The sequence below is a fragment of the Pseudomonas sp. OST1909 genome (assembly GCF_015277575.1).
GTDB lineage: Bacteria > Pseudomonadota > Gammaproteobacteria > Pseudomonadales > Pseudomonadaceae > Aquipseudomonas > Aquipseudomonas synxantha_A.
The window spans coordinates 5,080,519-5,103,373 of sequence record NZ_CP063780.1 but is presented as its reverse complement, the minus strand read 5'-3'; the positions used below and the strand labels follow the sequence as shown (position 1 = coordinate 5,103,373).

23 protein-coding genes are annotated in these 22,855 nt (G+C 61.0%); 9 read left to right on the top strand and 14 right to left on the bottom strand.

Going from position 1 to position 22,855, the window contains the following annotated elements:
• Positions 1-94 precede the first annotated feature (94 nt).
• From IH404_RS22240 to IH404_RS22215, 6 genes are all read right to left on the bottom strand, one after another.
• Positions 95-1,444, bottom strand: coding sequence for a CoA transferase (locus tag IH404_RS22240; protein ID WP_194439046.1), 1,350 nt, complete (start codon positions 1,442-1,444; stop codon positions 95-97).
• Between the two features lie 40 nt (positions 1,445-1,484).
• Complete coding sequence (locus IH404_RS22235; protein ID WP_194439044.1) at positions 1,485-2,828, bottom strand: HAMP domain-containing sensor histidine kinase; 1,344 nt, start codon at positions 2,826-2,828, stop codon at positions 1,485-1,487.
• 65 nt (positions 2,829-2,893) lie between these two features.
• Positions 2,894-3,352 (bottom strand): hypothetical protein, encoded by a 459-nt coding sequence (locus IH404_RS22230; RefSeq protein WP_005790823.1) that lies wholly within the window; start codon positions 3,350-3,352, stop codon positions 2,894-2,896.
• 251 nt (positions 3,353-3,603) lie between these two features.
• Positions 3,604-4,281, bottom strand: a complete 678-nt coding sequence (locus IH404_RS22225; RefSeq protein WP_122733628.1) for a response regulator transcription factor — start codon at positions 4,279-4,281, stop codon at positions 3,604-3,606.
• Between the two features lie 100 nt (positions 4,282-4,381).
• Positions 4,382-4,681 carry a YciI family protein gene (locus tag IH404_RS22220; protein WP_005790820.1) on the bottom strand — a complete coding sequence of 100 codons (300 nt, stop codon included), beginning with the start codon at positions 4,679-4,681 and terminating at the stop codon, positions 4,382-4,384.
• Position 4,682: 1 nt separating this feature from the next.
• Positions 4,683-5,279 (bottom strand): septation protein A, encoded by a 597-nt coding sequence (locus IH404_RS22215; protein WP_005790819.1) that lies wholly within the window; start codon positions 5,277-5,279, stop codon positions 4,683-4,685.
• Between the two features lie 87 nt (positions 5,280-5,366).
• Here IH404_RS22215 and IH404_RS22210 point away from each other — a divergent pair, with 87 nt between their 5' ends.
• The 6 genes from IH404_RS22210 to rluB all read left to right on the top strand — a co-directional run bounded on the left by IH404_RS22210 (position 5,367) and on the right by rluB (position 10,324).
• Positions 5,367-6,230, top strand: a complete 864-nt coding sequence (locus IH404_RS22210; RefSeq protein ID WP_005790818.1) for a PHP domain-containing protein — start codon at positions 5,367-5,369, stop codon at positions 6,228-6,230.
• 13 nt (positions 6,231-6,243) lie between these two features.
• Complete coding sequence (locus IH404_RS22205) at positions 6,244-6,873, top strand: L-threonylcarbamoyladenylate synthase (protein ID WP_003193796.1); 630 nt, start codon at positions 6,244-6,246, stop codon at positions 6,871-6,873.
• 120 nt (positions 6,874-6,993) lie between these two features.
• Entirely contained in the window at positions 6,994-7,692 is a 699-nt protein-coding gene (locus IH404_RS22200; protein WP_164365898.1) for a ScpA family protein, read from the top strand.
• A 12-nt stretch (positions 7,693-7,704) separates the two neighbouring features.
• Positions 7,705-8,619 (top strand): SMC-Scp complex subunit ScpB, encoded by a 915-nt coding sequence (gene scpB, locus IH404_RS22195; RefSeq protein WP_005790816.1) that lies wholly within the window; start codon positions 7,705-7,707, stop codon positions 8,617-8,619.
• A gap of 148 nt (positions 8,620-8,767) precedes the next feature.
• Positions 8,768-8,959, top strand: a complete 192-nt coding sequence (locus tag IH404_RS22190) for a DUF1289 domain-containing protein (protein WP_005790815.1) — start codon at positions 8,768-8,770, stop codon at positions 8,957-8,959.
• A gap of 144 nt (positions 8,960-9,103) precedes the next feature.
• Complete coding sequence (rluB, locus tag IH404_RS22185) at positions 9,104-10,324, top strand: 23S rRNA pseudouridine(2605) synthase RluB (RefSeq protein WP_005790814.1); 1,221 nt, start codon at positions 9,104-9,106, stop codon at positions 10,322-10,324.
• A gap of 191 nt (positions 10,325-10,515) precedes the next feature.
• Here the strand turns inward: rluB and IH404_RS22180 are convergent, their stop codons facing one another.
• Together IH404_RS22180 and IH404_RS22175 are read right to left on the bottom strand one after the other, a co-directional pair.
• Positions 10,516-11,475, bottom strand: coding sequence for a hypothetical protein (locus IH404_RS22180; RefSeq protein WP_005790813.1), 960 nt, complete (start codon positions 11,473-11,475; stop codon positions 10,516-10,518).
• Positions 11,476-11,548: 73 nt separating this feature from the next.
• Positions 11,549-11,686 (bottom strand): hypothetical protein, encoded by a 138-nt coding sequence (locus tag IH404_RS22175; RefSeq protein ID WP_003237751.1) that lies wholly within the window; start codon positions 11,684-11,686, stop codon positions 11,549-11,551.
• A gap of 647 nt (positions 11,687-12,333) precedes the next feature.
• Here IH404_RS22175 and IH404_RS22170 point away from each other — a divergent pair.
• Together IH404_RS22170 and arfB are read left to right on the top strand one after the other, a co-directional pair.
• Positions 12,334-13,752: an amino acid permease gene (locus IH404_RS22170; RefSeq protein ID WP_005790812.1), complete on the top strand. Its 1,419-nt coding sequence runs from the start codon at positions 12,334-12,336 to the stop codon at positions 13,750-13,752.
• Between the two features lie 109 nt (positions 13,753-13,861).
• Positions 13,862-14,275: an alternative ribosome rescue aminoacyl-tRNA hydrolase ArfB gene (gene arfB, locus IH404_RS22165; RefSeq protein ID WP_003193787.1), complete on the top strand. Its 414-nt coding sequence runs from the start codon at positions 13,862-13,864 to the stop codon at positions 14,273-14,275.
• Here arfB and IH404_RS22160 read toward each other — a convergent pair.
• The 3 genes from IH404_RS22160 to IH404_RS22150 form a co-directional block, all read right to left on the bottom strand.
• Positions 14,272-15,468: an MFS transporter gene (locus tag IH404_RS22160; protein WP_005790807.1), complete on the bottom strand. Its 1,197-nt coding sequence runs from the start codon at positions 15,466-15,468 to the stop codon at positions 14,272-14,274. The two genes, arfB and IH404_RS22160, sit on opposite strands and share 4 nt — an antisense overlap.
• A gap of 103 nt (positions 15,469-15,571) precedes the next feature.
• Positions 15,572-15,754 carry a hypothetical protein gene (locus IH404_RS22155; RefSeq protein ID WP_005790805.1) on the bottom strand — a complete coding sequence of 61 codons (183 nt, stop codon included), beginning with the start codon at positions 15,752-15,754 and terminating at the stop codon, positions 15,572-15,574.
• A gap of 360 nt (positions 15,755-16,114) precedes the next feature.
• Positions 16,115-16,426, bottom strand: coding sequence for a DUF962 domain-containing protein (locus IH404_RS22150; RefSeq protein WP_005790802.1), 312 nt, complete (start codon positions 16,424-16,426; stop codon positions 16,115-16,117).
• Positions 16,427-16,587: 161 nt separating this feature from the next.
• On the opposite strand from IH404_RS22150, the gene IH404_RS22145 reads away from it, so the two are divergent.
• Positions 16,588-17,646, top strand: coding sequence for an AraC family transcriptional regulator (locus tag IH404_RS22145; RefSeq protein ID WP_005790800.1), 1,059 nt, complete (start codon positions 16,588-16,590; stop codon positions 17,644-17,646).
• Here IH404_RS22145 and IH404_RS22140 read toward each other — a convergent pair.
• From IH404_RS22140 to IH404_RS22130, 3 genes are all read right to left on the bottom strand, one after another.
• Positions 17,603-19,057 carry a TrkH family potassium uptake protein gene (locus tag IH404_RS22140; RefSeq protein ID WP_005790797.1) on the bottom strand — a complete coding sequence of 485 codons (1,455 nt, stop codon included), beginning with the start codon at positions 19,055-19,057 and terminating at the stop codon, positions 17,603-17,605. The two genes, IH404_RS22145 and IH404_RS22140, sit on opposite strands and share 44 nt — an antisense overlap.
• Positions 19,058-19,185: 128 nt before the next feature.
• A complete protein-coding gene (locus IH404_RS22135; protein WP_078822164.1) occupies positions 19,186-20,514 on the bottom strand; it encodes an imelysin family protein in 1,329 nt (442 codons plus the stop codon).
• Between the two features lie 126 nt (positions 20,515-20,640).
• Positions 20,641-22,692 (bottom strand): GGDEF domain-containing phosphodiesterase, encoded by a 2,052-nt coding sequence (locus IH404_RS22130; protein WP_005790793.1) that lies wholly within the window; start codon positions 22,690-22,692, stop codon positions 20,641-20,643.
• Positions 22,693-22,855: the final 163 nt, after the last annotated feature.

Genomic DNA, 22,855 nt, shown 5'->3' with positions numbered 1-22,855 from the left:
GTACTGGCCTCATCGGGGGCAAGCCCCTCCCACATTTGATGTGTGAATACATTCAAAAGTGGGAGGGGGGTTGCCCCCGATGGCGGTCTTCAGTTCACCACTGAGGCCGGTGCGCGCCCAATTCCCCTGCCGGCAAATCCCACTGCAACGGCGTGCCACTGATGCTCAGCGGCGCCAGTAACCGATGGGCCTGGCCCCAGGCGGTCTGCTCTACCACCAAGCCTTGATCATTGATGTCTTCGCCGCGCAACGCTGCCTGCTGCGGCACCTGTCCTGGGTCCACCAGCAACTTGGCCGTGCGCGCCAGTGACAACCGCGCCGAACCGCCCCGGCCTGACGCAAACCGCTCGCTCAAGGCCTGGATCGCACTGGCGGCCATCAGGTAACCGGTAGCGTGATCCAGCGCCTGCACCGGCAGCGGCACGGGCTTATCCGCTTGCTCGCAGGCCATGCCCGCCTCGGCGATTCCGCTGCTCATCTGCACCAGGCTGTCAAAACCGCGACGGTTGCGCCACGGGCCACTCCAGCCGTAGGCGTTGAGGCTGACGTCGATCAGCCCGGGGGCGAGGTGTTGCCGTTCGCCGAGGGTGTAACCCAGCTGTTCCAGTGCATCGGCGCGGTAACCATGGAACAGTACGTCAGCGTCCTTGAGCAAGGCTTCGAATACCTGCCGGCCTTCAGGGCTTTTCAGGTCGAGGCGGGCACAGCGCTTGCCCAGGGTCATTTCCGGTACCACGCCCGGTTCGTTCCAGGTTGGCGAATCGATGCGCAGTACATCTGCACCCAATCCGGCGAGGAAACGACTGGCCACGGGGCCGGCCAATACGCGGGTCAAGTCCAACACCTTGATACCCGCCAGCGGGCGCGCAGGTGAGCCAAGCCAGGGTTTGTCGATACCAGTGTCGAAGACCTGACGCTGTATCAACTCTTCGGCATTCACCGCCAAGCCTTGCGGATGCTGCTGCCAGGCTTGCCACGTACGCATCTGCGCCGCACAACCGCCGGCGTCGACAATGGCCTGTTCCAGTTCTGCGGCGTTCCATGTAGCGACTTTGGTCGCCATCTCGGCGCGGTGGGCCACAGGCCCAAGCACCCGCTCGGCCGCTGCACGGTGATGGGGCGCGTTGGTGTGCAAACGAATCCAGCCATCGGCGCTGGCGTAGTCACCGGCCACCGGGTCCCACAGCGGCGGCACTTGCCAACCCACGGGGCGAATCGACGACGAAAACCACAGCGAGGCGAGACGCCGATCCACGCTGACGCTGGGCAGCCGCCCGGTCTGTTGCTGGATCAACTGGGCAACAGCCTGGCCAGCGGCGCCGATGCTGGCGACGGCCAGGTCGGTCACGGCGAAGGACGAGGGCAGCGCGCCTGCCGAGGTCTCGGGCAGCGCAATGTGCGGTAAATCGAGTGCAGCTTGGATGGGAGTCAGCAGGTCAGTCATCTAAGGCCCTCCGTAAGAGAAGGGCCACTATAGAAGAACATCACACCGCTGTGGCAGCCCCTGGGACCAAGGGCAGTTCGATGCTGGCGACAAAACCGCCGTCGGGATGATTGGCCAGGATCAGGGTGCCGCCATGGCGCTCGGCAGCACGGCGGGCAATGGCCAGGCCCAGGCCATGACCTTGCGCAGTCTGGCCCGGCGCACGGTAAAACGGCTCGCCCAGTTGGCCCAGGTGCTCGGCATCAACGCCGGGGCCGTGGTCGCGTACGCTGATCAGAATGCGCCCGTTTTGATGCTGGGCCTGCAATTGAATCGGTTGGCCGGCCGGGTTGAAGCGTTGGGCATTGCGCAGAAGGTTATCCACGGCGCGCTCGATCATGGTCGGCCAGCCCTTGAGCCGCAGGTCGACGTCGGTGCTGAGGTGCACCACTTGCTCCGGTGCGCCGAGTTGGGCGTCCTTTTGCAGGGTCTTGAGCAATGGGTTGAGGTCAATGTCTTCGGCGCTGGCGTTATCGGCGTCGACCCGCGCCAGTACCAGGATTTCGCTGATCAAGGCTTCCAGGCGGTCGCATTCGCGGGTCAGGCGCGGCCAGAGTTTTTCCCGCTCTTCGGGGCTGGCGCGCTCGGCCAGGGCCAGGGCGATACGCAAGCGTGCCAGGGGCGAGCGCAGTTCGTGGGACACATCGCGCAGCAACTGGCGCTGGCTACCGATCAGGCTTTGCAGGCGCGCGCCCATGCGGTTGAAATCGTTGGCCAATACACCGAACTCGTCGCGCCTGTTGGCCAGTTGCGCCAGGCTGTTTTGTTGATAGGTGGTTTGCCCCAGGTCATGCACCGCGCCGCGTAGACGGCTGAGCGGGCGGGTGATGGACAAGGTCACCAGCAGGCTGAACAGGGTCAGCACCACCAGGGTGATTGCCAGGGCACTGAGCGGCCACAGCAGGCTGCTGCGGTGCCACGCTTCCAACTCCGGGTGGGGAATACGGTAGATCAGCAGGTAGGTGTCGCCGGTTTTTTCGCTGGTGTACTCGGCGGTCAGGCGCCGCCAGGGCAGGTGGCCGTCCTGGCTGTCATTCTGCCGGGCTTCAAAGGCGGCGGCGCGACGCGGGAAGGTACCGCGCACTACCGGCTCGCCGCTCTCGTTAAGCACTTGCACATCGATGTGGTACTGGCGTTTGCGCTGTTGCAGCAAGTCCTGGGCGGCTTCCTCACCCTGGGCTTCGTAGAGTTGCGTCCACTCTTGCGCCAGGTTGTTGACGCCGGGGTGGCGGCTGAGAATCCAGGCGTCCTGGTTGAGCATATGCCCAAGCAGAATCGACAACCCGCCAACCAGGGCGATGGCCAGCCAGAAACTCGCCAGGATACGCCAGAACAATGAACGCACAGGAAACCCTCAAACAGGAAAAGCCCAGTGGTGTGAACCACTGGGCCGTAGGCATTACGTTCGCATTATTGCGCTTTTTGCGCTTGCTGGGCTTTCCATTCCTGGAATTGCTTCCACTCGGCACGGCGCTCGGCTTGCTTTTTGACGATCTCGTCGTATTGCTTCTGCTGGTCAGGCTTGAGCACGGCGCGGATATTGGCCTGGGTTTTCTGCTTGCCGGCGGCGATCTCGTCCTGCATGGCTTTCTGGTCAGCGGCCGGGAGTTTGTCCAGGTACTTTTGGGTCAGGTCTTTGCGAGCGTGCCATTGGTCACCCATCAGCTTGCGGATCTGCTCACGCTGTTCCTTGCTCAAGTCCAACTGGCTGAACGGGCCGCCTTTACCACGCGGGCCGTGTTCACCGTGGCCTGGGCCGCCCATCATGTGGCCTTCGTGACCGCCCATCGGGCCCGGGCCTTCAGGCATGGCCATGGCGACGGTAGGCAGTGCAGCGGCGAGCATCAAAGCGATAAGGGTCTTGCGCATGGTGATTCTCCTGTCTCTATTCCGGTGAGTCCGGATGTGAGTAGGTTACGCAGAGCAAGGTCAGCGGCGGTCAGGGGAGAGTAAAGCTTCGGTAAAGACGGGTTTGACAGGAGCTGACAAAACCCTTGAAGGTGATGAAATCAATGGTGGGAGCTGGCTTGCCTGCGATAGCGGTGTGTCAGTCCACCGTTATGCTAACTGGCCCACCGCTATCGCAGGCAAGCCAGCTCCCACAGGGTTAAGCGTGATGTTTAGAGGCTGTAGTAGTAGCCGCGACTGCGCAGCGCCACGATCCGCGGCCGGCCATCCGGGTGCGGGCCGATCTTTTTGCGCAGGTTGCTGACGTGCATGTCCAGGCTGCGATCGTAAAGGGTCAACTTGCGACCCAGGGCGATCTGCGCCAGTTCCTGTTTATCGAGGGGCTCGCCGGGCTGGCGCAGCAAGGCTTCGAGCAGGCGGCTTTCGGAGACGGTCAGGGTGAACTCCTGCTCATCGATACTCACCACGCCGCGCACCGGGCTGAAGCACAGGTCGCCCAGCTCAAGCTGGGTCGAGACCGCGGTCGGGTGGCTGCGGCGCAATACGGCACGCAGGCGGGCGGTCAGTTCGCGCGGATCGCAAGGCTTGGCCAGGTAGTCGTCGGCGCCCAGTTCCAGGCCGAGGATGCGGTCCAGGGGTTCGCCCCGCGCCGAGAGCATCAGCACCGGCAGTTCCGGGTGGTCGTTGCGCAGTTGCTTGAGCAGTTCCAGGCCGCTGCCGTCGGGCAGCATCACGTCGAGCACCACCGCCGCCGGGGCGGCTTCGGCCAAGGCTTTACGGGCGCTCAGGCCATCGTGGCAGGCGCGCACCTGGAAGCCTTCCTGGCTCAACCAACTGGTCAGCAGCTCACAGAGCTCCTGGTCATCATCTATCAGTAACAGCTCGCTCATGACTCACTCGATTTAGCCATTGTCGACGGCGACGACCCCACCGGTGACGCCGTGAGCCATTAGGAGTGCGCCGAAACGATTAGGTTCGACGCAGCCGGGTTCAAGGCAGGACTTGCTTGAACGGCTTGATCACCACATCAGCGTAGACGCCTGCTGCGACATAGGGGTCGGCCTTGGCCCAGGCCTGGGCGTCGGCCAGGGAGGCGAACTCGGCGACAATCAGGCTGCCGGTGAAACCGGCGTCGCCCGGGTCATTGCTGTCGACCGCCGGGTGCGGGCCGGCCAGTACGATACGGCCTTCGGCTTGCAGCTGTTTAAGGCGCTCGACGTGGGCCGGGCGTACGCTCAGGCGTTTTTCCAGCGAGTTGGCAATATCGGTGGCAATGATGGCGTAGAGCATGTCAGTCCTCGGTTTTCGGCGTGGTAGGCGCGGTGTCATGCAGGTGACGCGACAGGTAGATCCCCTGGCCGATCAGGAACAATACGGTCATGCCCAGGCTGCCGAACACCTTGAAGTCGACCCAGTAGTCCTGGAAGGTAAAGGCTACGAACAGGTTGGCGGCACCGCAGAACAGGAAAAACACGATCCAGGCCACGTTCAGGCGTACCCACACCGGTTCCGGCAAGGTCAGCGCGTGGCCCATGATCCGCTTGATCAGCAAGCGGTCACCGATGAAGTGGCTGCCGATAAAGACCAGGGCGAACAGCCAGTTGACCACCGGGGCTTTCCATTTAAGGAAGGTTTCGCTGTGGAAGGCCAGGGTCAGTCCGCCAAAGACCAGGCAGGCGATAAGGGTCAGCCATTGGCTTTTTTCCAGCTTGCGCTGGGAGATGAAGATGGCGCCGTAGACCACGATGGAGCTGATGATCAGTACGGCAGTGGCACTGTAGATACCCCCGAACGACAGCTCGTGACCGGCGATTTCGATGACCCTGGGGTCGAGTTTGGTAACGATGAAAAACAGCAACAGCGGGATGAAGTCGATGAATTGTTTCACAGTAAGAGCCAGAAGCTGGATGTGGCGGCATAATAACAAACATCCTTGGTTGCGATAGCGCCAGCTGACTTGAGGTTACATACCCACGTGAATGTTGATTTGCACTGCCACAGCACGGCCTCCGACGGCGCCCTGGCGCCCGCGGTACTGGTTGCGCGTGCGTTTGAAAAAGGCGTGCAAGTGCTGGCGTTGACCGACCACGACACCCTCGAAGGCCTCGATGAGGCCCGCGTAGCCGCGCATTCTTTGGGCATGCAGTTGGTCAACGGGGTGGAATTGTCCTGCACCTGGGGCGGCGCCACCATTCATGTACTTGGCTACGGTTTCGATCAGAATGCCCCGCCGTTGGTGGCGGCCATTGCCCAATTGCACGATGGCCGCTGGCTGCGGTCCGAAGAAATAAGCCGCAAGCTCAGCCTTAAAGGTATGCCCGGCGCCCTCGACGGCGCCCGTGCCATCCAGCAGGAACTGGGTGACAGCGGCAACGCACCGGCCCGTCCGCACTTTGCCGACTGGATGGTGCGCGAAGGCTATGTCAAGGATCGCGCCGAAGCCTTTCGCAAATGGCTGGGGGCCGGCAAGTTGGGCGATGTGAAGCTGCATTGGCCGACCCTGGAAGACACCGTCCAGACCTTGCGGGCTTCCGGGGCCTGGGTCAGCCTGGCGCATCCCTGGCATTACGATTTCACCCGCAGCAAGCGCCGCAAGCTGATCAGCGACTATATTGGTGCGGGTGGCCACGCGATTGAGGTGGTCAACGGGCATCAACCGGCGGAACAGGTCGGCAGCCTGGCGATCCTTGCTCGCGAATTTGGTCTGCTGGTCAGTGCCGGCAGTGATTTTCATGGCCCAGGCGGCTGGTCCGAGATTGGCGAGTATCGCCAGGTCCCGGAAGATCTGCCGCTGTTGTGGGGGCGATTCAAGCATGACCCCATTATTGCCACCGTCTGAACAGGTAGAGCACGTGAGTCAATTCTTCCAGATTCATCCGGAAAACCCTCAGGCGCGCCTGATTAAACAGGCCGTGGAGATTATCCGTGCCGGCGGCGTGGTGATCTATCCAACTGATTCGTCCTACGCCATCGGTTGCCAGATCGGCGACAAGGGCGCGGTCGAGCGTGTAAGGCGCCTGCGCCAGCTGGACGACAAGCACAACTTCGCACTGATTTGCAGCGACTTGTCTCAACTGGGCCTGTTCGCCAAGGTCGACACCGGTACGTTCCGCCTGCTCAAGGCCCATACGCCGGGGCCTTATACCTTCATTCTCAATGCCACCCGCGAAGTGCCGCGCCTTTTACTGCACCCCAAGAAGCGCACCATCGGCCTGCGCGTGCCGGAACACCCGATAGCCCTGGCGCTGTTGGCCGAGCTGGGTGAGCCGCTGATGAGCGTGTCGTTGATCCTGCCCGGTGAAACCGAACCGTTGTACGACCCTTACGAAATGCGGCGCCTGCTGGAAAAGCATGTCGACCTGATCATCGATGGCGGCTACGGCGGCAACAAAGCCTCGACGGTGATCAACCTGGCTGACGGCGAGCCTGAAGTGGTGCGTGTGGGCTGTGGCGATCCGGCGCCATTTATGGTCGAGGCCTGAATGTCGGCCGTGGAAACCGCTGATCCCCAGGCCGGCGCCCAGCAGGAACTGCCGTTCGCCATGGTCTATGGCCAGGCGGTCATGGAAATGCCCCTGGACCTGTACATTCCACCGGATGCCCTGGAGGTCTTCCTGGAAGCCTTCGAAGGCCCGCTGGACTTGCTGCTGTACCTGATCCGCAAGCAGAACATCAATATCCTCGACATCCCGGTGGCAGAAATCACCCGTCAGTACATGGGCTACGTCGAGCTGATGCAGTCGGTGCGCCTGGAGTTGGCCGCCGAGTACCTGGTGATGGCGGCCATGCTCGCCGAGATCAAGTCGCGCATGTTGTTGCCGCGCTCGGAGACGGTGGAGGCCGAAGAGGATGACCCGCGCGCCGAACTGATCCGCCGCTTGCAGGAGTACGAACGCTTCAAGGCCGCCGCCGAAGGCATTGACGGCCTGAGCCGCGTGGGCCGTGATGTGGTGGTGCCCAAGCTCGACGCACCCGAGGCCCGTGCGCGCAAATTGCTGCCGGACGTGAGCCTGGAAGAATTGCTGATGTCCATGGCCGAGGTGCTGCGCCGTGGCGATATGTTTGAAAGCCACCAGGTCAGCCGCGAAGCGCTGTCTACCCGCGAGCGCATGAGTGATGTGCTGGAGCGCCTGAAGGGCGGTGGGTTTGTGCCGTTTGTCGAACTGTTCACCGCCGAAGAAGGCCGACTAGGTGTGGTGGTGACCTTTATGGCGATCCTCGAACTGGTCAAGGAATCCTTGGTCGAGCTGGTGCAGAATGAGCCTTTTGCGGCTATCCACGTGCGGGCGCGAGCCGAATAACGAGCTGAATCGATGAATCTGACTGAACCCCGCGAACTGGCACCCTTGCTGGAGGCCTTTCTCCTGGCCTCGGGTAAGCCGCAATCCCTGGAGCGCCTGTTCGAACTCTTTGAAGAAGCCGAACGCCCGGAGCCGCCGGTATTCAAGAAGGCGCTGGAGATCCTGCGCAAGTCCTGCGACGGCCGTGCCTTTGAGTTGCGCGAAGTGGCGTCGGGTTATCGCCTGCAGATCCGTGAGAAGTTTTCGCCGTGGGTGGGGCGCTTGTGGGAAGAGCGGCCGCAGCGTTATTCGCGGGCAATGCTGGAAACCATGGCGCTGATCGCCTATCGCCAGCCGATTACCCGTGGCGAAATCGAGGATGTGCGTGGTGTGGCGGTCAACAGCCATATCGTCAAGACTCTGCTGGAGCGCGAGTGGATCCGCATCGTGGGTTACCGCGACGTGCCCGGCAAACCGGCGATGTTCGCCACCACCAAGGTGTTCCTCGATCATTTCAACCTGAAGAACCTCGACGATCTGCCGCCCCTGGCTGAACTGCGCGAAATGGAGGCCGAGCCGGTGCTCGACTTCGACGATGCGCCGGTACCGCAAAGCCTGCAGGAACTGGCCGATGCCAGCGCCGAGCCGGAGGAGCCCAAGGACGAAACCAGCTTCCATACGCTGTTGTTGGAGCTCGATGATATGGAGCAAGGGATCAAGACTGATTTTGACGACCTCTTGCGTGATGCTGCCGACGAGCCGCAGACCGAGGTGAACGTTGAACCCGAGCCCGAAGTCGAAGCAGACATCCTCGGCGTCGCCGATGCCCGGGAAAAACTGCTGGCCGCCGTCGCCGCCCTGGAACAGCCGCCGCTGAGCGACGAAGAAGACGAAGCCCGGGCGCTGGCCGAAGCCATCGAAAACGAACGCCGCCAACTCGAAGACTGACGCAATAAAAACTGTGGGAGGGGGCTTGCTCCCGATAGCGCAGTGTCAGGCAGCAGATGCATCAACTGATCCACTTCTATCGGGAGCAAGCCCCCTCCCACATTGGATCTCCATTGTCTCCATTGGTCTGGATTGTCTGGGAGAAAACATGAGTTCCACCAAAGACCCCTGCATCAGCATCTGCAAGTTCAGCGACGACATCTGCGTCGGCTGTGGCCGCAGCAAGCGCGAAATCCGTGCCTGGAAGAAGCTCGACAAAGTCGACAAGCGCACGGTGCTGGCTGAAGCCGAGCTGCGATTGCTGGCGCTGGGTGCCACCGGTCGGCGGAAAAGCAAATGACTTGGGCGTTATCGACTAGTCTGTGATGCGCAACACGCGTCATGCGCGTATGATTCGCGACCCCTTGCCGACCTATTCGGCCAAGGCCCCGCTTTCAAGACCCCTCAGGCCACGCCTGAATCGACCCACCGGGAGGTGCTTACGATGAATGACCAAGACCAGAAAGACCAGGAAATCGGCCCAGCAGGCGAAAAGCTGCAAAAAGTGCTGGCGCGTATCGGTGTGGGCTCGCGCCGCGACGTCGAAGCCTGGATCACCCAGAAGCGCATCAAGGTCAACGGCGTCGAGGCTACCCTCGGCCAGCGCGTCGACCTGCACGATGCAATCACCATTGATGGCAAGGTCATCAAGCGTGAAGAGGCCGCCGAATCGGTGCGCCGCGTGATCATGTACAACAAGCCCGATGGCGAAATCTGCACCCGTGACGACCCGGAAGGCCGTCCGACCGTGTTCGACAAGATGCCCAAGCCCAAGGAAGGCCGCTGGATCAACATCGGTCGTCTGGACATCAACACCACCGGCTTGCTGATGTTCACCACTGACGGCGAACTGGCCAACCGCCTGATGCACCCGTCCTACGAGATGGACCGTGAATACGCCGTGCGTGTACGCGGTGAAGTCGATGACGAGATGATCGAACGCCTCAAGGCCGGCGTGGTGCTGGAAGACGGCCCGGCCAAGTTCACCGACATCAAGCAGGCGCCAGGCGGCGAAGGTTTCAACCACTGGTACCACTGCGTGGTGATGGAAGGGCGTAACCGTGAAGTGCGTCGCCTGTGGGAATCCCAGGGGCTGGTGGTCAGCCGCCTCAAGCGCGTGCGTTTCGGCCCGGTGTTCCTGAACTCCGACCTGCCGATGGGCCGCTGGCGCGAAATGAGCCAGTACGAAGTCGACATCCTCAGCGCCGAAGTCGGCCTGACGCCGGTCGCCATGCCGCAGATGAATGCCAAGAGCAAAGACAAGCTTGAGCGTATGCAGCGTAAATCGTCGCGCCCTGTTGCGCGTACCGAGCGCGTGGCTCGCACCCTTCGCCCGGCGCTGAATGCACCGGCAACCGGCGGTCGTATCTCTCGCGAGCCGCAGATCGAAGGTGAGCGTCGCCCAACCGCACCGTCCCGCCAGGAAGGTGATCGTGCGCCACGCACGCCGCGCCCTGCTCGTGGCGAAGCGCCAAGCGGCGGTCGCAGCAACCGTGGTGAAGCCGATCGCCCGGCCGACAATGCCAGTACCAAGCGTCCAGCCAAGCCGGCGGCGAACAAGCGCCCTGGCCCGAAACTGGTAGCTGATGAGCCGTCGGGCAAGCGCCGTGGCGCACCGGCAGGTTCGGGGCAGCGTCCTGGTTTTGGTCGCAAGAAGCCGCAGTGATGCGTTAAGCGCTGCATAAAAACGCCAACCCTAGGGTTGGCGTTTTTTTTGATCTGAATTTGAAATGCAATCAACTGTGGGAGCTGGCTTGCCTGCGATAGCGGTGTGCCAGTCACCTTTGTGCTAACTGACCCACCGCTAACGCGGGCAAGCCTGGCTCCCACAGGGATATCTACACGTCTGATGATCTTTTAAAAGGCAAAGGAGCCATCAAACACCGGCTTGTCATCCAGCGCCAACACCCCACTGGCAAAGATCAAATCCAAGTGATGACTGCCTTTCTGCCCGCCGCCCAGGCCCAGGTGCAGCCCGCAATGGCGCTCCTCGAACCCGGCATTGCGCGCATAAAGATCCTTGACCCCTTCGTTGGTGCCAATCCCTAGCTCCTCCACCCGACGGTTGGACGGGTTGGCATTCAGGTACTTGTTGAAATCATCCGCCAGCCCCGGCACGTCGCTGGCCACGCTGCAAATGGTCGAGTTCTCGATCCACAATTCCAGCGGTGATTGCAGCACGCCGTATTTGCGCGCAAACGGAATAGTGCTGAGGAAGGTACCCACAAACCGCACCTGGCCGTTGATGGCTTCACTGTGGGTGGCGATTTCGCCGGGGGCCAGGTCGTGGTTGCCGACGCCGTTGATATTGGTCCACTTCTTGATGCTGCTCATCGGCGCTTCAAGACGTGAACCGTGCTTGTCGGTAAAGCTCAGTACATTGGCCTGGGACATGCGTCGGATCAGCGTGGCGTTAAGGTCGGCAATACGCTGTGGCTCGACGCTGAAGGTGTCGTAGAAGTAATCACCATAATCCTTGAATAGCAGGGATTTCTTCCAGTGCTCGGCCATCACGCCGTGCAGGGCGCGGATAAAGTCCGGGCCTTCGGCGCGTGGGTTGGGCAGGGTGGAGGAGTCGTAGAGAAACAGGTACAGGTCACAGGCTTCGATGGCTTGCACCAGGGCTTCGCTGGGAGCCAGGTCCAGGCGTTGCAACTGGAAGTTGAAGCGGGCGGCGCTGCCGTGGGTGATTGCCTGGGCGATGGCGTCGTAGCGTTCGGTATGGCCCAGCAGCACGTTGGGGCGACTCAGGCCCTGGAGGGCCGGATGGTGAGCAAGATAGTAGAGAAAGTGTTCGACGGCGCGGGCCTTGTCCATGACGGGTGTCCTTCTGTGCCTTGGGTAAGGGGGCAGGTGCCGTGCACAGCACCTGCCGGATGCCTGCCGGGTATTAGAAAGGCCACATCGCGGTGCCGAAAGGCACAACGGCATCGGCTTGCATCATTTCAACGGCGGCCTCATGGGTCGGCGCTTCAAACCAATCGTCGAGTTGCAGTTCGGTTTCCAGGTCTTTTTCCAGTGCTTGCATGGTGTATCTCCTAGAGGACGTTGATTGAGAACGGCTTGCCCGCGGGCTTCGCGGGCAAGTGGAAAGAACCTAGAAGAGAGTGTTTCAAAATGCAAAAAATTTATTGACACGGTTTCATTTGGATTTTTTCTTCTGTTTTTGGCGAGCTATTTTTTATTCAGAAAAAACAGCTAATTGGCTGAACCGTTTATTCAGAAAATTCACACTGACAATTTTCCGTTGGCTGTCCGTAAAACCTGGCTGTAACGCAGCATTTCCGCATCGTAACGATAAGTTTACGCATTTGCCCCGAGAGTCTTGGGCGACCTGTAGCTGTAAGGATTAGCTGACAGTTTGTCGCGTGCACTCTGTTGGGGCGTGCCGAAGCTGTCGAGCGGTGTACAATGCGCCGCGTTGTACTGTGACTCCCCTTGCGTACCCACGCAAAAGGCCAAGACCTCAGGGTTCGATCCCCCTGATCATTCCGCCTGGCCACGAGCCGGACGGGTTCGATTTCGTCACAGATAAAAACAAACAGGTGACGCATGACCGTTAGAAAGACGCTGTACTCCTGGTGCCTGCGCCGGGGTTTGAGCGGCGCTGCTTGAGTCGGTAATTCAAGGCAGCAACCTGCATTCATATCCTCAAACCTTGCGTGAGACCCTTTCATGAGTGGAACCCATTCCTCTTCAGGCGAGCTGAAACGCGGCCTGAAAAATCGGCATATCCAGTTGATCGCCCTCGGTGGCGCCATCGGCACCGGCCTGTTCCTGGGCTCGGCCGGGGTGCTCAAATCCGCCGGCCCGTCGATGATCCTGGGCTATGCCATCTGCGGCTTTATCGCCTTCATGATCATGCGCCAGCTCGGCGAGATGATCGTCGAGGAGCCGGTAGCCGGTTCGTTCAGCCATTTTGCCCACAAATACTGGGGCGGTTTCGCCGGCTTTCTGTCGGGCTGGAACTGCTGGATTCTTTACATTCTGGTGGGTATGTCGGAGCTGACCGCTGTCGGCAAATACGTGCACTACTGGTGGCCGGAGATCCCGACCTGGGTGTCTGCGGCGGCCTTTTTCGTGCTGATCAACGTGATCAACCTGGCCAACGTCAAGGTCTTCGGTGAAGCCGAGTTCTGGTTTGCCATCATCAAGGTGGTGGCAATCGTTGGCATGATTGCCCTGGGCAGCTATCTGCTGGTCAGTGGCAGCGGCGGCCCGCAAGCCTCGGTGAGCAACCTGTGGGACCACGGCGGGTTTTTCCCCCATGGTGTTGGCGGGTTGGTGATGGCCATGGCGATCATCATGTTCTCGTTCGGCGGCCTGGAAATGCTCGGTTTTACCGCTGCCGAAGCCGATCAACCACGCACCGTGATCCCCAAGGCGATCAATCAGGTGATCTACCGTATCCTGATTTTCTACATCGGCGCTCTGGTGGTGCTGTTGTCGCTGACGCCGTGGGACAGCCTGCTGGCGACCCTCAACGCCTCCGGCGATGCCTACAGTGGCAGCCCGTTCGTGCAGGTGTTCTCGATGCTGGGCAGCAATACCGCCGCGCATATCCTCAACTTCGTGGTGCTGACGGCGGCGCTGTCGGTGTACAACAGCGGCACCTACTGCAATAGCCGTATGTTGCTGGGCATGGCCGAGCAGGGCGACGCGCCCAAGGCCCTGGCGAAGATCGACAAGCGTGGCGTGCCGGTGCGCTCGATCCTGGCCTCGGCAGCGATCACCCTGGTGGCGGTGCTGATGAACTACCTGATGCCCCATAACGCGCTGGAACTGCTGATGTCGCTGGTGGTGGCCACGCTGGTGATCAACTGGGCGATGATCAGCTTCTCGCACTTCAAGTTCCGCCAGCACATGAACCGCACCGGCCAGGTGCCGCTGTTCAAGGCGCTGTGGTATCCGTATGGCAACATTATCTGCGTGGCGTTCGTGGTGTTTATCCTGGGCACCATGTTGATGATTCCGGGCATTGACCGCTCGGTGTACGCGATCCCGGTGTGGGTGGCGTTCATGGGCGTGTGTTACTGGGTCAAGAACAAGCGGGCGCAGCAGTCCATGGATATGGCGGTCCCTGCGGTGAAGTAAGCGTCAATGTTGTTAAGCAGACCCGGCCTTGTGCCGGGTTTGTTGTTTGAGGGGATGGCCAAGGTGCATTCGCGTATCCTAGGGCTTCTTCCGGAGGACCGTGTTACTCATGCTGGTGATTTCCAACAACGTACAGTTGCCCGATGCCGAGATCGAGCTGACCGCGATCCGCGCCCAGGGCGCCGGTGGTCAGAACGTCAACAAGGTGTCGAGCGCAGTGCACCTGCGTTTTGACATTCCAGCCTCGTCCTTGCCGGAGTTCTACAAGGAGCGCCTGCTGGCGCTGCGCGACAGCCGTATTACCAGCGAAGGTGTGCTGGTGCTCAAGGCCCAGCAATACCGTACCCAGGAGCAGAATCGTGCCGATGCGTTGGAGCGCCTGGTGGAGTTGATCCAGAGCGCCACCAAGGTCGAGAAAAAGCGCCGTCCGACCAAGCCCACCCTGGGGTCCAAGAAGCGCCGCCTGGAGTCCAAGACCAAGCGCGGCAGCATCAAGGCCGGGCGAGGCAAGGTCGACTTCTAGGCGTCGCGCGTTTCCCGGGCCTTGGGTGCCTGGCGGTACAGGTACAGACTCAGCAGCAAACCGGCGGCGGCGGCGAGGGCGGCGAACAGGAAGATCGATGCAAAGCCGAAACCTGCTGCCACGGCGCCCGCCAGTGGCCCGGTGATGCCCAGGGACAAGTCGATAAACAGCGAATAGGCGCCTACCGCCGAGCCACGGCTGGAGGCGGGCACCAGGTTGACCGCCTCCACGCCCAGCGCCGGAAATACCAGGGAAAAGCCGAAGCCGCTCAACGCCGCGCCAGCCAGCGCCAGTTGGGCATCCGGCGCCAGCCACAGCAACAGCAGGCCGAGGACTTCTACCGACAGGCAAGCAATCGCGACACGAAAGCCGCCAATACGGTTGATCAAATTGCCAAACAGCAAGCGTGCGCCGATAAAACTGGCGCCGAACAGGCTCAAGGCCCACACCGCGTTATCCCAGTGCTGGGTGGTGTAATACAGGGTGATAAAGGTGGCGATGGTGCCAAAGCCGATGGAGCCCAGCGCCAGCGCGCAACCGTGTGGCAACACGCGGCCCAGCACATTCATGAACGGCAGACGTACGCCGGGCACAATCGGCGCGGCTTGTTTTTTCCAGGCCAACAACACGCCCAGCACGGCGAGCAGAATGATGCTCACGCCCATGCTCCACAGCCCGAAACGACTGACCAACAGCACCCCCAGTGGTGCGCCGACCGCCAGCGCGCCGTAGCTGGCAATACCGTTCCAGGAGATGACTTTGGCGGTGTTCGCCGCGCCGACGCGGCCGATGCCCCAGCCGATTGCGCCGGACCCCACCAGGCTTTCGGCGCTGCCCAGCACCAGTCGACCGATCAACAGGCTGCCCAGGCTCACTGCCGGCAGGCTGGAGAACCACGCCGCCAGCAACATGAACACGCCACTTGAACCGCAGCCCACCAGGCCAATCAGCACGGCGCGCTTGCTGCCCAGGTTGTCGATAATCTTGCCGGCATAGGGGCGGCTCAACAGGGTCGCCAGGTATTGCACGCTGATGACCAGCCCGGCGATCACGGCGCCATAGCCCAATTGGCTATGCACGTAGCCCGGCAATACAGCCAGGGGGATGCCGATATTCAGGTAGCCGATAAAGGTAAACAGCACGATGGAAACGACTTGCAGCGTGACGGCCATGGGTCGCTGGGTATCTGGCATGGGAGAGGTCCACTGTCGCAGCAGGTAAAGATAGGCTGCTAATGATACCGGCGCGCAGGCCGGGCAGGGCGGCAAAAATGTAAAACCTCGGAGCAAAGATGCATCAGGCGTGGGCGGGAGCCAGCAATTGAGTCGTCACCAGGGCTGCCAGGGCGTTTTCCTGGGTGCCGAAGCGCTTGAGCAGTGCCGCTTGCTTGTCGGCACTGAGGCGGTTCCAGACTTCGACCATCTGCAAGGCAGCGTCGAGCACGGCGGCGTCCGGCGTATCGGGAAGGGTTGTGGTCATGATGAGCGTCTCGAATGATTCAGGCAGTGTGGAAAGCGCTCAAAGGTGCGCTTTCCACACGGTCTGGTACGGCGTCAGTCTTGGCGTTTGCTGTCGACTGGTTTTGCTTCTTTGGTCGCAGGCTGCTTGTTGCTGGCCTGCTGCGGTGTTGGCTGCTCGGTTGGGTGCAGGCTTGGGAAGGGGAGATTAGGTATCTCGTGCATCGTCGTCGCTCCTCGCAAGGTCTGTTTTCAATCGCAGGTGATTGCGCGCTCTCAAAAAGCCTTGGCAGGATACAGCACCGTAAATGACAAAAAGACTTTTATCTCGGCGGATGCATAATTTTTCATGCTTGCGACGCAAGTGACATGAGGTCACACCCTAGAACGGTACCTTGCCCAGGATCATGTCGCGGTACATCACGAAATCCCCCAGCAAGCTATAGAACGGGTGCTGAAAGGTCGCCGGGCGGTTCTTTTCGAAAAAGAAGTGGCCTATCCAGGCAAAGGTGTAGCCTGCGATTGGCAGGGCCAGCAACAGGAGCAGTGACCCCCGGCCGATGGCGTATGCGAGGATGCCGATCACCAGGGTGGTGCCGATGAAGTGCAAGCGCCGGCAGGTGCTATTGCCATGTTCGCTCAGGTAGTACGGGTAAAACTCGGCAAAGCTGTTGAATTTCCTGGTGTTTTCCACGGTGCCCGGCCCTCTGGTTGTTGTGCCGCCCAACAGGTGTTCGGCGGGGAGCTTATTTGAGTCTAGAGTGATCACTGGTATCAGCCAGTGACAATAGATGCCACTTTAGTATCCTTGGCTTCCTGGCTGCCGTTTGAGCCTGCTTTCAATAAGAAGACGCCATGAGCGAACGAACAACTTCTGCAAGCTGGGCGATGGGGATAGTCAAGGCGTTGGAAATGGACGGCCTGGATTGCCGTGCGTTGTTCAAGCAACTGGGCCTGGACTATGCCGCCCTCAGTGACCCGGACGCGCGTTTTCCCCAGGATTCCATGACCCGCCTGTGGCAGCGGGCGGTGGAGGTGTCAGGCAACCCGGCGATTGGCTTGAACATGGGCAAGGTGGTGCGGCCGGCCTCGTTCCATGTGGCCGGTTATGCGCTGATGTCCAGCAACACCCTGGCTGAAGGCTTTATGCGATTGGTGCGCTACCAGCGCATCATCGCCGAAAGCGCCGACTTGAGCTTCCGACTCTTACCCGAAGGCTATGCGTTGATTCTGACAGTGCATGGCGATCATCTGCCGCCGACCCGGCAAAGCGCCGAAGCCTCGCTGGCCAGCGCGTTGGCGCTGTGCGGCTGGCTTACCGGGCGCACCCTGCAACCGCGCAAAGTGCTGCTGCAGGGCGATCAACCAGCGGACCTGGCGCCGTACAAACAGGCCTTCCATGCGCCGCTGCAATTCAATGCGCCCTATGACGCGCTGATCTTCGAGCAAGCCGACATGGATGCGCCGCTGCCCACGGCCAACGAGGCCATGGCGCTATTGCACGATCGTTTTGCCGGTGAGTACCTGGCGCGTTTCTCCGAAAGTCGCGTCACCCACAACGCGCGACAGGTGTTGTGCCGCCTGCTGCCCCAGGGGGAGCCCAAGCGCGAAGCGGTGGCCCAGACACTGCACCTGTCCCAACGTACCTTGCAAAGACGTTTGCAGGAGGAGGGCACCAGTTTCCAGGCCTTGCTCGATGACACCCGCCGCGAGCTGGCCGAGCAATACCTGGCGCAGCCGAACATGACCTTGCTGGAAATTGCCTACCTGCTGGGGTTCGCCGACCCGAGCAACTTCTTCCGCGCGTTTCGCCGCTGGTTCAATGCCACGCCCGGCGAGTACCGGGCACGGCTGCAGGAAATGTCGTCGGTCAGTGGCGCCAAAATGCCGGAATACACAGCACGAACACGGTAATGATCTCCAGTCTCCCCAGCAGCATGCCCAGCGACAGAATCCATTTGGCCGCATCCGGCAGGGTGGCGAAGTTACCGGCCGGGCCGATGGTTTCACCCAGGCCCGGGCCGACGCCGGACACGGTGCTGGCGGCACCGGTCAGCGCGGTCATCCAGTCCACGCCCAGCAGTGACAAGGCCAGGGCGATAACGCAGATGGTGATCGCGAAGAAAAACGAAAAGGTCAGAATCGACCGCACGATTTCTTCATCCAGGCGATGGCCGTTGTACTTCTGTTTGATCACCGCTCTGGGGTGGATCAGTTGGTTCAAGTTGGCCTTGAGCAGGATATAGGCGACCTGGAAACGGAAGATCTTGATGCCGCCTGCGGTGGAGCCCGAGCAGCCGCCGATAAAGCCCAGGTAGAAGAACAGCATCAGTGAGAAGTTGCCCCACAGGCTGTAGTCCCCCAGCGCAAAGCCGGTAGTCGTCACCACTGACGTTACGTTCAGCGCCACATGGCGCAAGGCATCGAGCCAATGCAGGTTGGTGGTCCACCAATACCAGGTGCCGAGTACCAGCCAGGTCACGATTAACAGGCCGAGCAAGCCTTGCACCTGCTGGTCCTTGATCAGCGCCCGTCGGTTGCCGCGCAACGTCGCCACATACAGGGCAAACGGCAAGCTGCCGAGGATCATCACCACCACCGCGACCCAGTGCACCGCAGGTTGTTTCCAGTGCGCGAGGGACTCATCCGAGGTCGAAAACCCACCCGTGGAAATTGCCGACATCGCGTGGTTGATCGCATCGAATACGCCCATCCCGGCCCACCAGAAGGCCAGGCTGCCGAAGATAGTGATGCCCACATACGCCGCCACGATCAGCCGCGCCACCATGTGCGAGCGGGGCATGACCTTTTCCGAGCGGTCCGAGGATTCGGTCTGGAACAGGCGCATACCACCAATACGCAGCAGTGGCAGGATCGCTACCGCCATGCCGATAAAGCCGATACCCCCGAGCCAGTGCAGCAACGAGCGCCACATCAGGATGCCCGGTGACATGCTGTCCAGGCCGCTCAGCACGGTGGAGCCGGTGGCGGTGATGCCGGACATGCTTTCAAAGAACGAGTCGGTGTAGCTGATGTGCTGGGTCAGCAAAAAGGGCAGGGCGGCGAAGATGCACACCACCACCCAACTGCTGACCGTCAGCAGGTACATGTCCCGGGGGCGCAAGTGCACATGCTCCGGGCGACCGGGGATGACCAGCGCCAACCCGGCGATAAAGGTGATCAGGCTGGCCCACAGGAATGAGGGCAGGTCGCTGGTGCGTTCGAAGATCACCAGGGTGGCCATCGGGATGACCATGGCGACGGCAAGGGTGATCAGGAAGATGCCGATGATGAAACCGATGATGCGTAGGGTCGGCAACGCCATGAAGTTCGCTCGGGTGATTGGGCAGAGGCGCCATTCTACCGACGGTACAGGGCATGTAAACCAGAGTGCTTCAGGTTATACGCAGCAAAATGTGGGAGGGGCGGTGCGACCGCCCCTCCCACGCGGGATCAGAACTCGTGATCAGCGCTGTCCGGGTTCAGGTCACTGATGCCCAGCTTGCCGGCAGCGGCCTCGATCGAACCGGTCTGCTTGACCAGGGCGGCAATCGCGTCGCGTACGATCTGGTTGCCCTTGTCGTTGCCTGCGGCGATCAACTGGTCGTAGTGCTCGCCGGCGTTGGCGCGGTCGACCATGACCTGGATCTTCGCTTCGGTTGCCGCCAGGTCCGCCTTGAGAGCGGCATCGGCAGCCGGATCGGCCTTGGCCACCAGGGACGACAGGCTGGCGCCGGTCAGCTTGGTGCCGTCAACGCGGGTGTATTCACCCAGATAAACGTTGCGGATGCCCTTGGCGTCGTAGAACTGCGAATTGTGGGTGTTATCGCTGAAGCAGTCATGTTCGTCTTCCGGCGAATTGGCTTCCAGGGACACCTTCATGCGCTCGCCGGCCAGCTCGCCCAACGACAGGCTGCCCATGCCGAACAGCATTTTACGCAGGCCGTCGGTAGCCGGATCCGACTCCAGGGTGGCGCGGTAGTTGTCTTCGACGTTGGGTTTCCAGTTGCCGACCATTTCTTCCAGGTCGCTGACCAGCAGTTGAGTCACTGCGCGCAGGTAAGTGCGGCGGCGCTCATTGTGACCGCCGGTGGCACCGTCACCCGTCAGGTAGTCCGAGGCCGGACGGTTGCCCGCGCCTGGGCCGGTGCCGTTGAGGTCCTGGCCCCAGAGCAGGAATTCGATGGCGTGGTAGCCGGTGGCAACGTTCGCCTCGGAACCGCCCAGCTCATTGAGGCTGGCGAGTTTTTCCGGGGTGATTTCCTTGACGTCGATCTTGTCTTCGCCGACCTGGATCTCGCTGTTGGCAATGATGTTGGCGTTGGCGCCCGGGTTACCCAGGGCGTGCTCGTAGGACTTGTCGACGTAGTCGATCAAGCCTTCGTCCAGGGGCCAGGCGTTCACTTGGCCTTCCCAGTCGTCGATGATGGTGTTGCCGAAGCGGAACACTTCACTTTGCAGGTACGGGACGCGCGCGGCGATCCAGGCGGTACGGGCCGCTTTCAGGGTTTCGTCGTTCGGGTTGGCGAGGAAGGTGTCGACCGCAGTCTGCAGGGTTTTCGCGGTGGATTCGGCATCGCTGTATACCGCAAACACCATGTCTGCGTAGTGCGCGACAACCGCCTTGGCGGCTGCTTCGTCGACCTGGCCGGCAGCCGGTGCGGTTGTGCTGGCGGCGGCGGGTGCTTGAGGCGCGGCGGCCTTGTCTTTACCTTCGCCACAACCGGCGAGAGAAATGGCAATGGCCAGCAGACTGGCGGTGGCCAGGGGCATACGAATCATGGCGAACATCCTGCTTCGAGTGTGAATAGGGCGCGCGGGGAGCGCAAAAGCTGCGACATAATGCGAAAGATTTGCATTTTGTGTAAAGGCTTATACGCGGGAAATATTTGGTATTGGTTGGTTAATTCACAGACTCACTGCGTTATTACGCTCGGACTGCTTCAAATAAGCCGCCAGCTCCCGCGCCTGCAGCGGTTTGCTGTAGTGATAACCCTGACCCTCATGGCAGCCTTCGGAGATGATGTACGCCTCTTGTTCGGCGGTCTCCACGCCTTCGGCAATCACCTGCATACCCAGGCTTTTGCCCAGTTGGATGATGGCGCGCACGATCGTTGCGTCATCGTCATCATCCTGCAGGTCCTGGACGAAGCTTTTGTCGATCTTGATCTTGTCCAGCGGCAAGCTTTTCAGGTAGCTCAGGGATGAATAACCGGTGCCGAAGTCATCAATGGCGATCAGCGCCCCGGAGCGACGCAGGCTCAGCAGGTGCTGGGCGGCGGTGCTGATATCTTCCATCAGGCCGGTCTCGGTCACTTCCAGTTCCAGGCTGCGGGGCGGCAAGCGATAGATCTGCATCAGGTTGTTGACCACCCGCGGCAACTCGGTGTGGTGCAGTTGCACGGTGGACAGGTTGACGGCGATGCGCAGCGTGGTGAAGCCCTGATCGTGCCATTCGCGCAGTTGCCGGCACGCCTGGTCCAGCACCCATTCGCCGATCGGGATGATGGTGCCGTTCTGTTCCGCCAGCGGAATAAACAGATCCGGCGGTACCAGGCCGTGTTCCGGGTGTTGCCAGCGCAACAGGGCCTCTACGCCGACTACGCGATGGTCGCGGTAGCTGATTTGCGGCTGGTACACCAGGTGGAACTGGTCGCGGCTCAGCGCATCGCGCAGGTCCTTTTCCAATTCGCGGCGCCGGCGCATTTCGCTGTCGACGCTGGCGATATAGAACTGATAGCGGTTGCGCGAGCGGCTCTTGGCCAGGGTCATGGTCTGCTCGGCTTTTTGCAGCAACTTCTCGGTGCTGTCGCCATCTTCCGGGAACAGCGTGATGCCGATGGTGGCACGCAGCCTGATCAGGTCATGCTCAAACGCGAACTCCGCCTCCAGGTCATCCAAAATGCTTTGCGCCAGTTCGGCGGCTTCGTAGGGCTGGTCGATATCGGCCTGCACCAGGGCGAACTGGTCGCCGCCCAAGCGGGCAAGCGTGCCGAGGCGTCCGCTGTGGGCGCGCAGGCGATCGGCCAGGGCCAGTAGCAGTTTGTCGCCGGCCTGGTAGGTGAATTGTTCGTTGACGCTCTTGAAATCATCCAGCCCAACGCACAACACCGCCACCCGGCGCTGCCTGCGGCCGGCGTCAGTGAGGATCTTGTCCAGCTGTTCCTGCAGCTTCTGGCGGTTGGGCAGGCCGGTCAGGAAGTCATATTGAGCCATGCGCAACAGGCTGGATTCGGCCTCGTGGCGCAGGTGGGTATTGCGCTCGATGGATTCGAGCAACTGGTTGGCGGTGTTTATCCACTGCCCCAGTTCGTTGCGTTCGTGGCCCTTGAGCTGAGGGATCTTGTGTGCGCTGGGGCGGTCCGGGTTGATCGAGGTCAGGTGCTGGATAATCCGTGACAGCGGTTTGGTCAGCATCCAGTGATACACCAGGTACAGCACCAGCCCCATGGCCAGGGCGCGCAATACGCCCGAGATAAAGATGATGACCGAGCTGACCAGAAAACCTCTGCCATAGGTGGCGGTATCCAGGGTGATACTGAGGTCGCCGTAATATTCGCTGTAGGGGCCTTTGCCGACCAATGCGGTGGTAAAGGAGCGTTCCTGGCCGAGAATCAGGTCGGTCAGCCAGCGGCTGGGGGATTGCTGCAACGCACGGCTTTTTTCCGCCAGCATGGTCTCGTTGGGATGACCGATGGAGGCCATGCGCACGGCGTCGTCCTGGAACAATCCTTCGATCACCTGCATACCCATCTCGCGGTCCAGGCTGTAGACGGCCTGGGTCGAAGGGTCGCGAAACATGTCGAGGATGCGTTGCGCATCGCCAGCCACAGCCTGGCGTGTCTTGTAGGCATCAAAAACGATCTGCGCCACGCTCAACGCCACGCCGACGATCAAGGCCGACAGCAGCACAACCCGTAGCAACTTCACCGACAAGCTGTTTTTGAGTTCCAGCTTCAAAGGGGCATTCCTTGTCTCATGCGGGTGGCCGTCAATATGCCATGAGTATTGGCAATCTGAGGATGGCAGTCAAAGGGACATTGGGGCCGCAGCTTAATTGAGGTTTTGGCCGGATAAACGCAGGAAAGGTCAGGGGGCTCAAAGCCCTGCAGCGGAGAAGGCG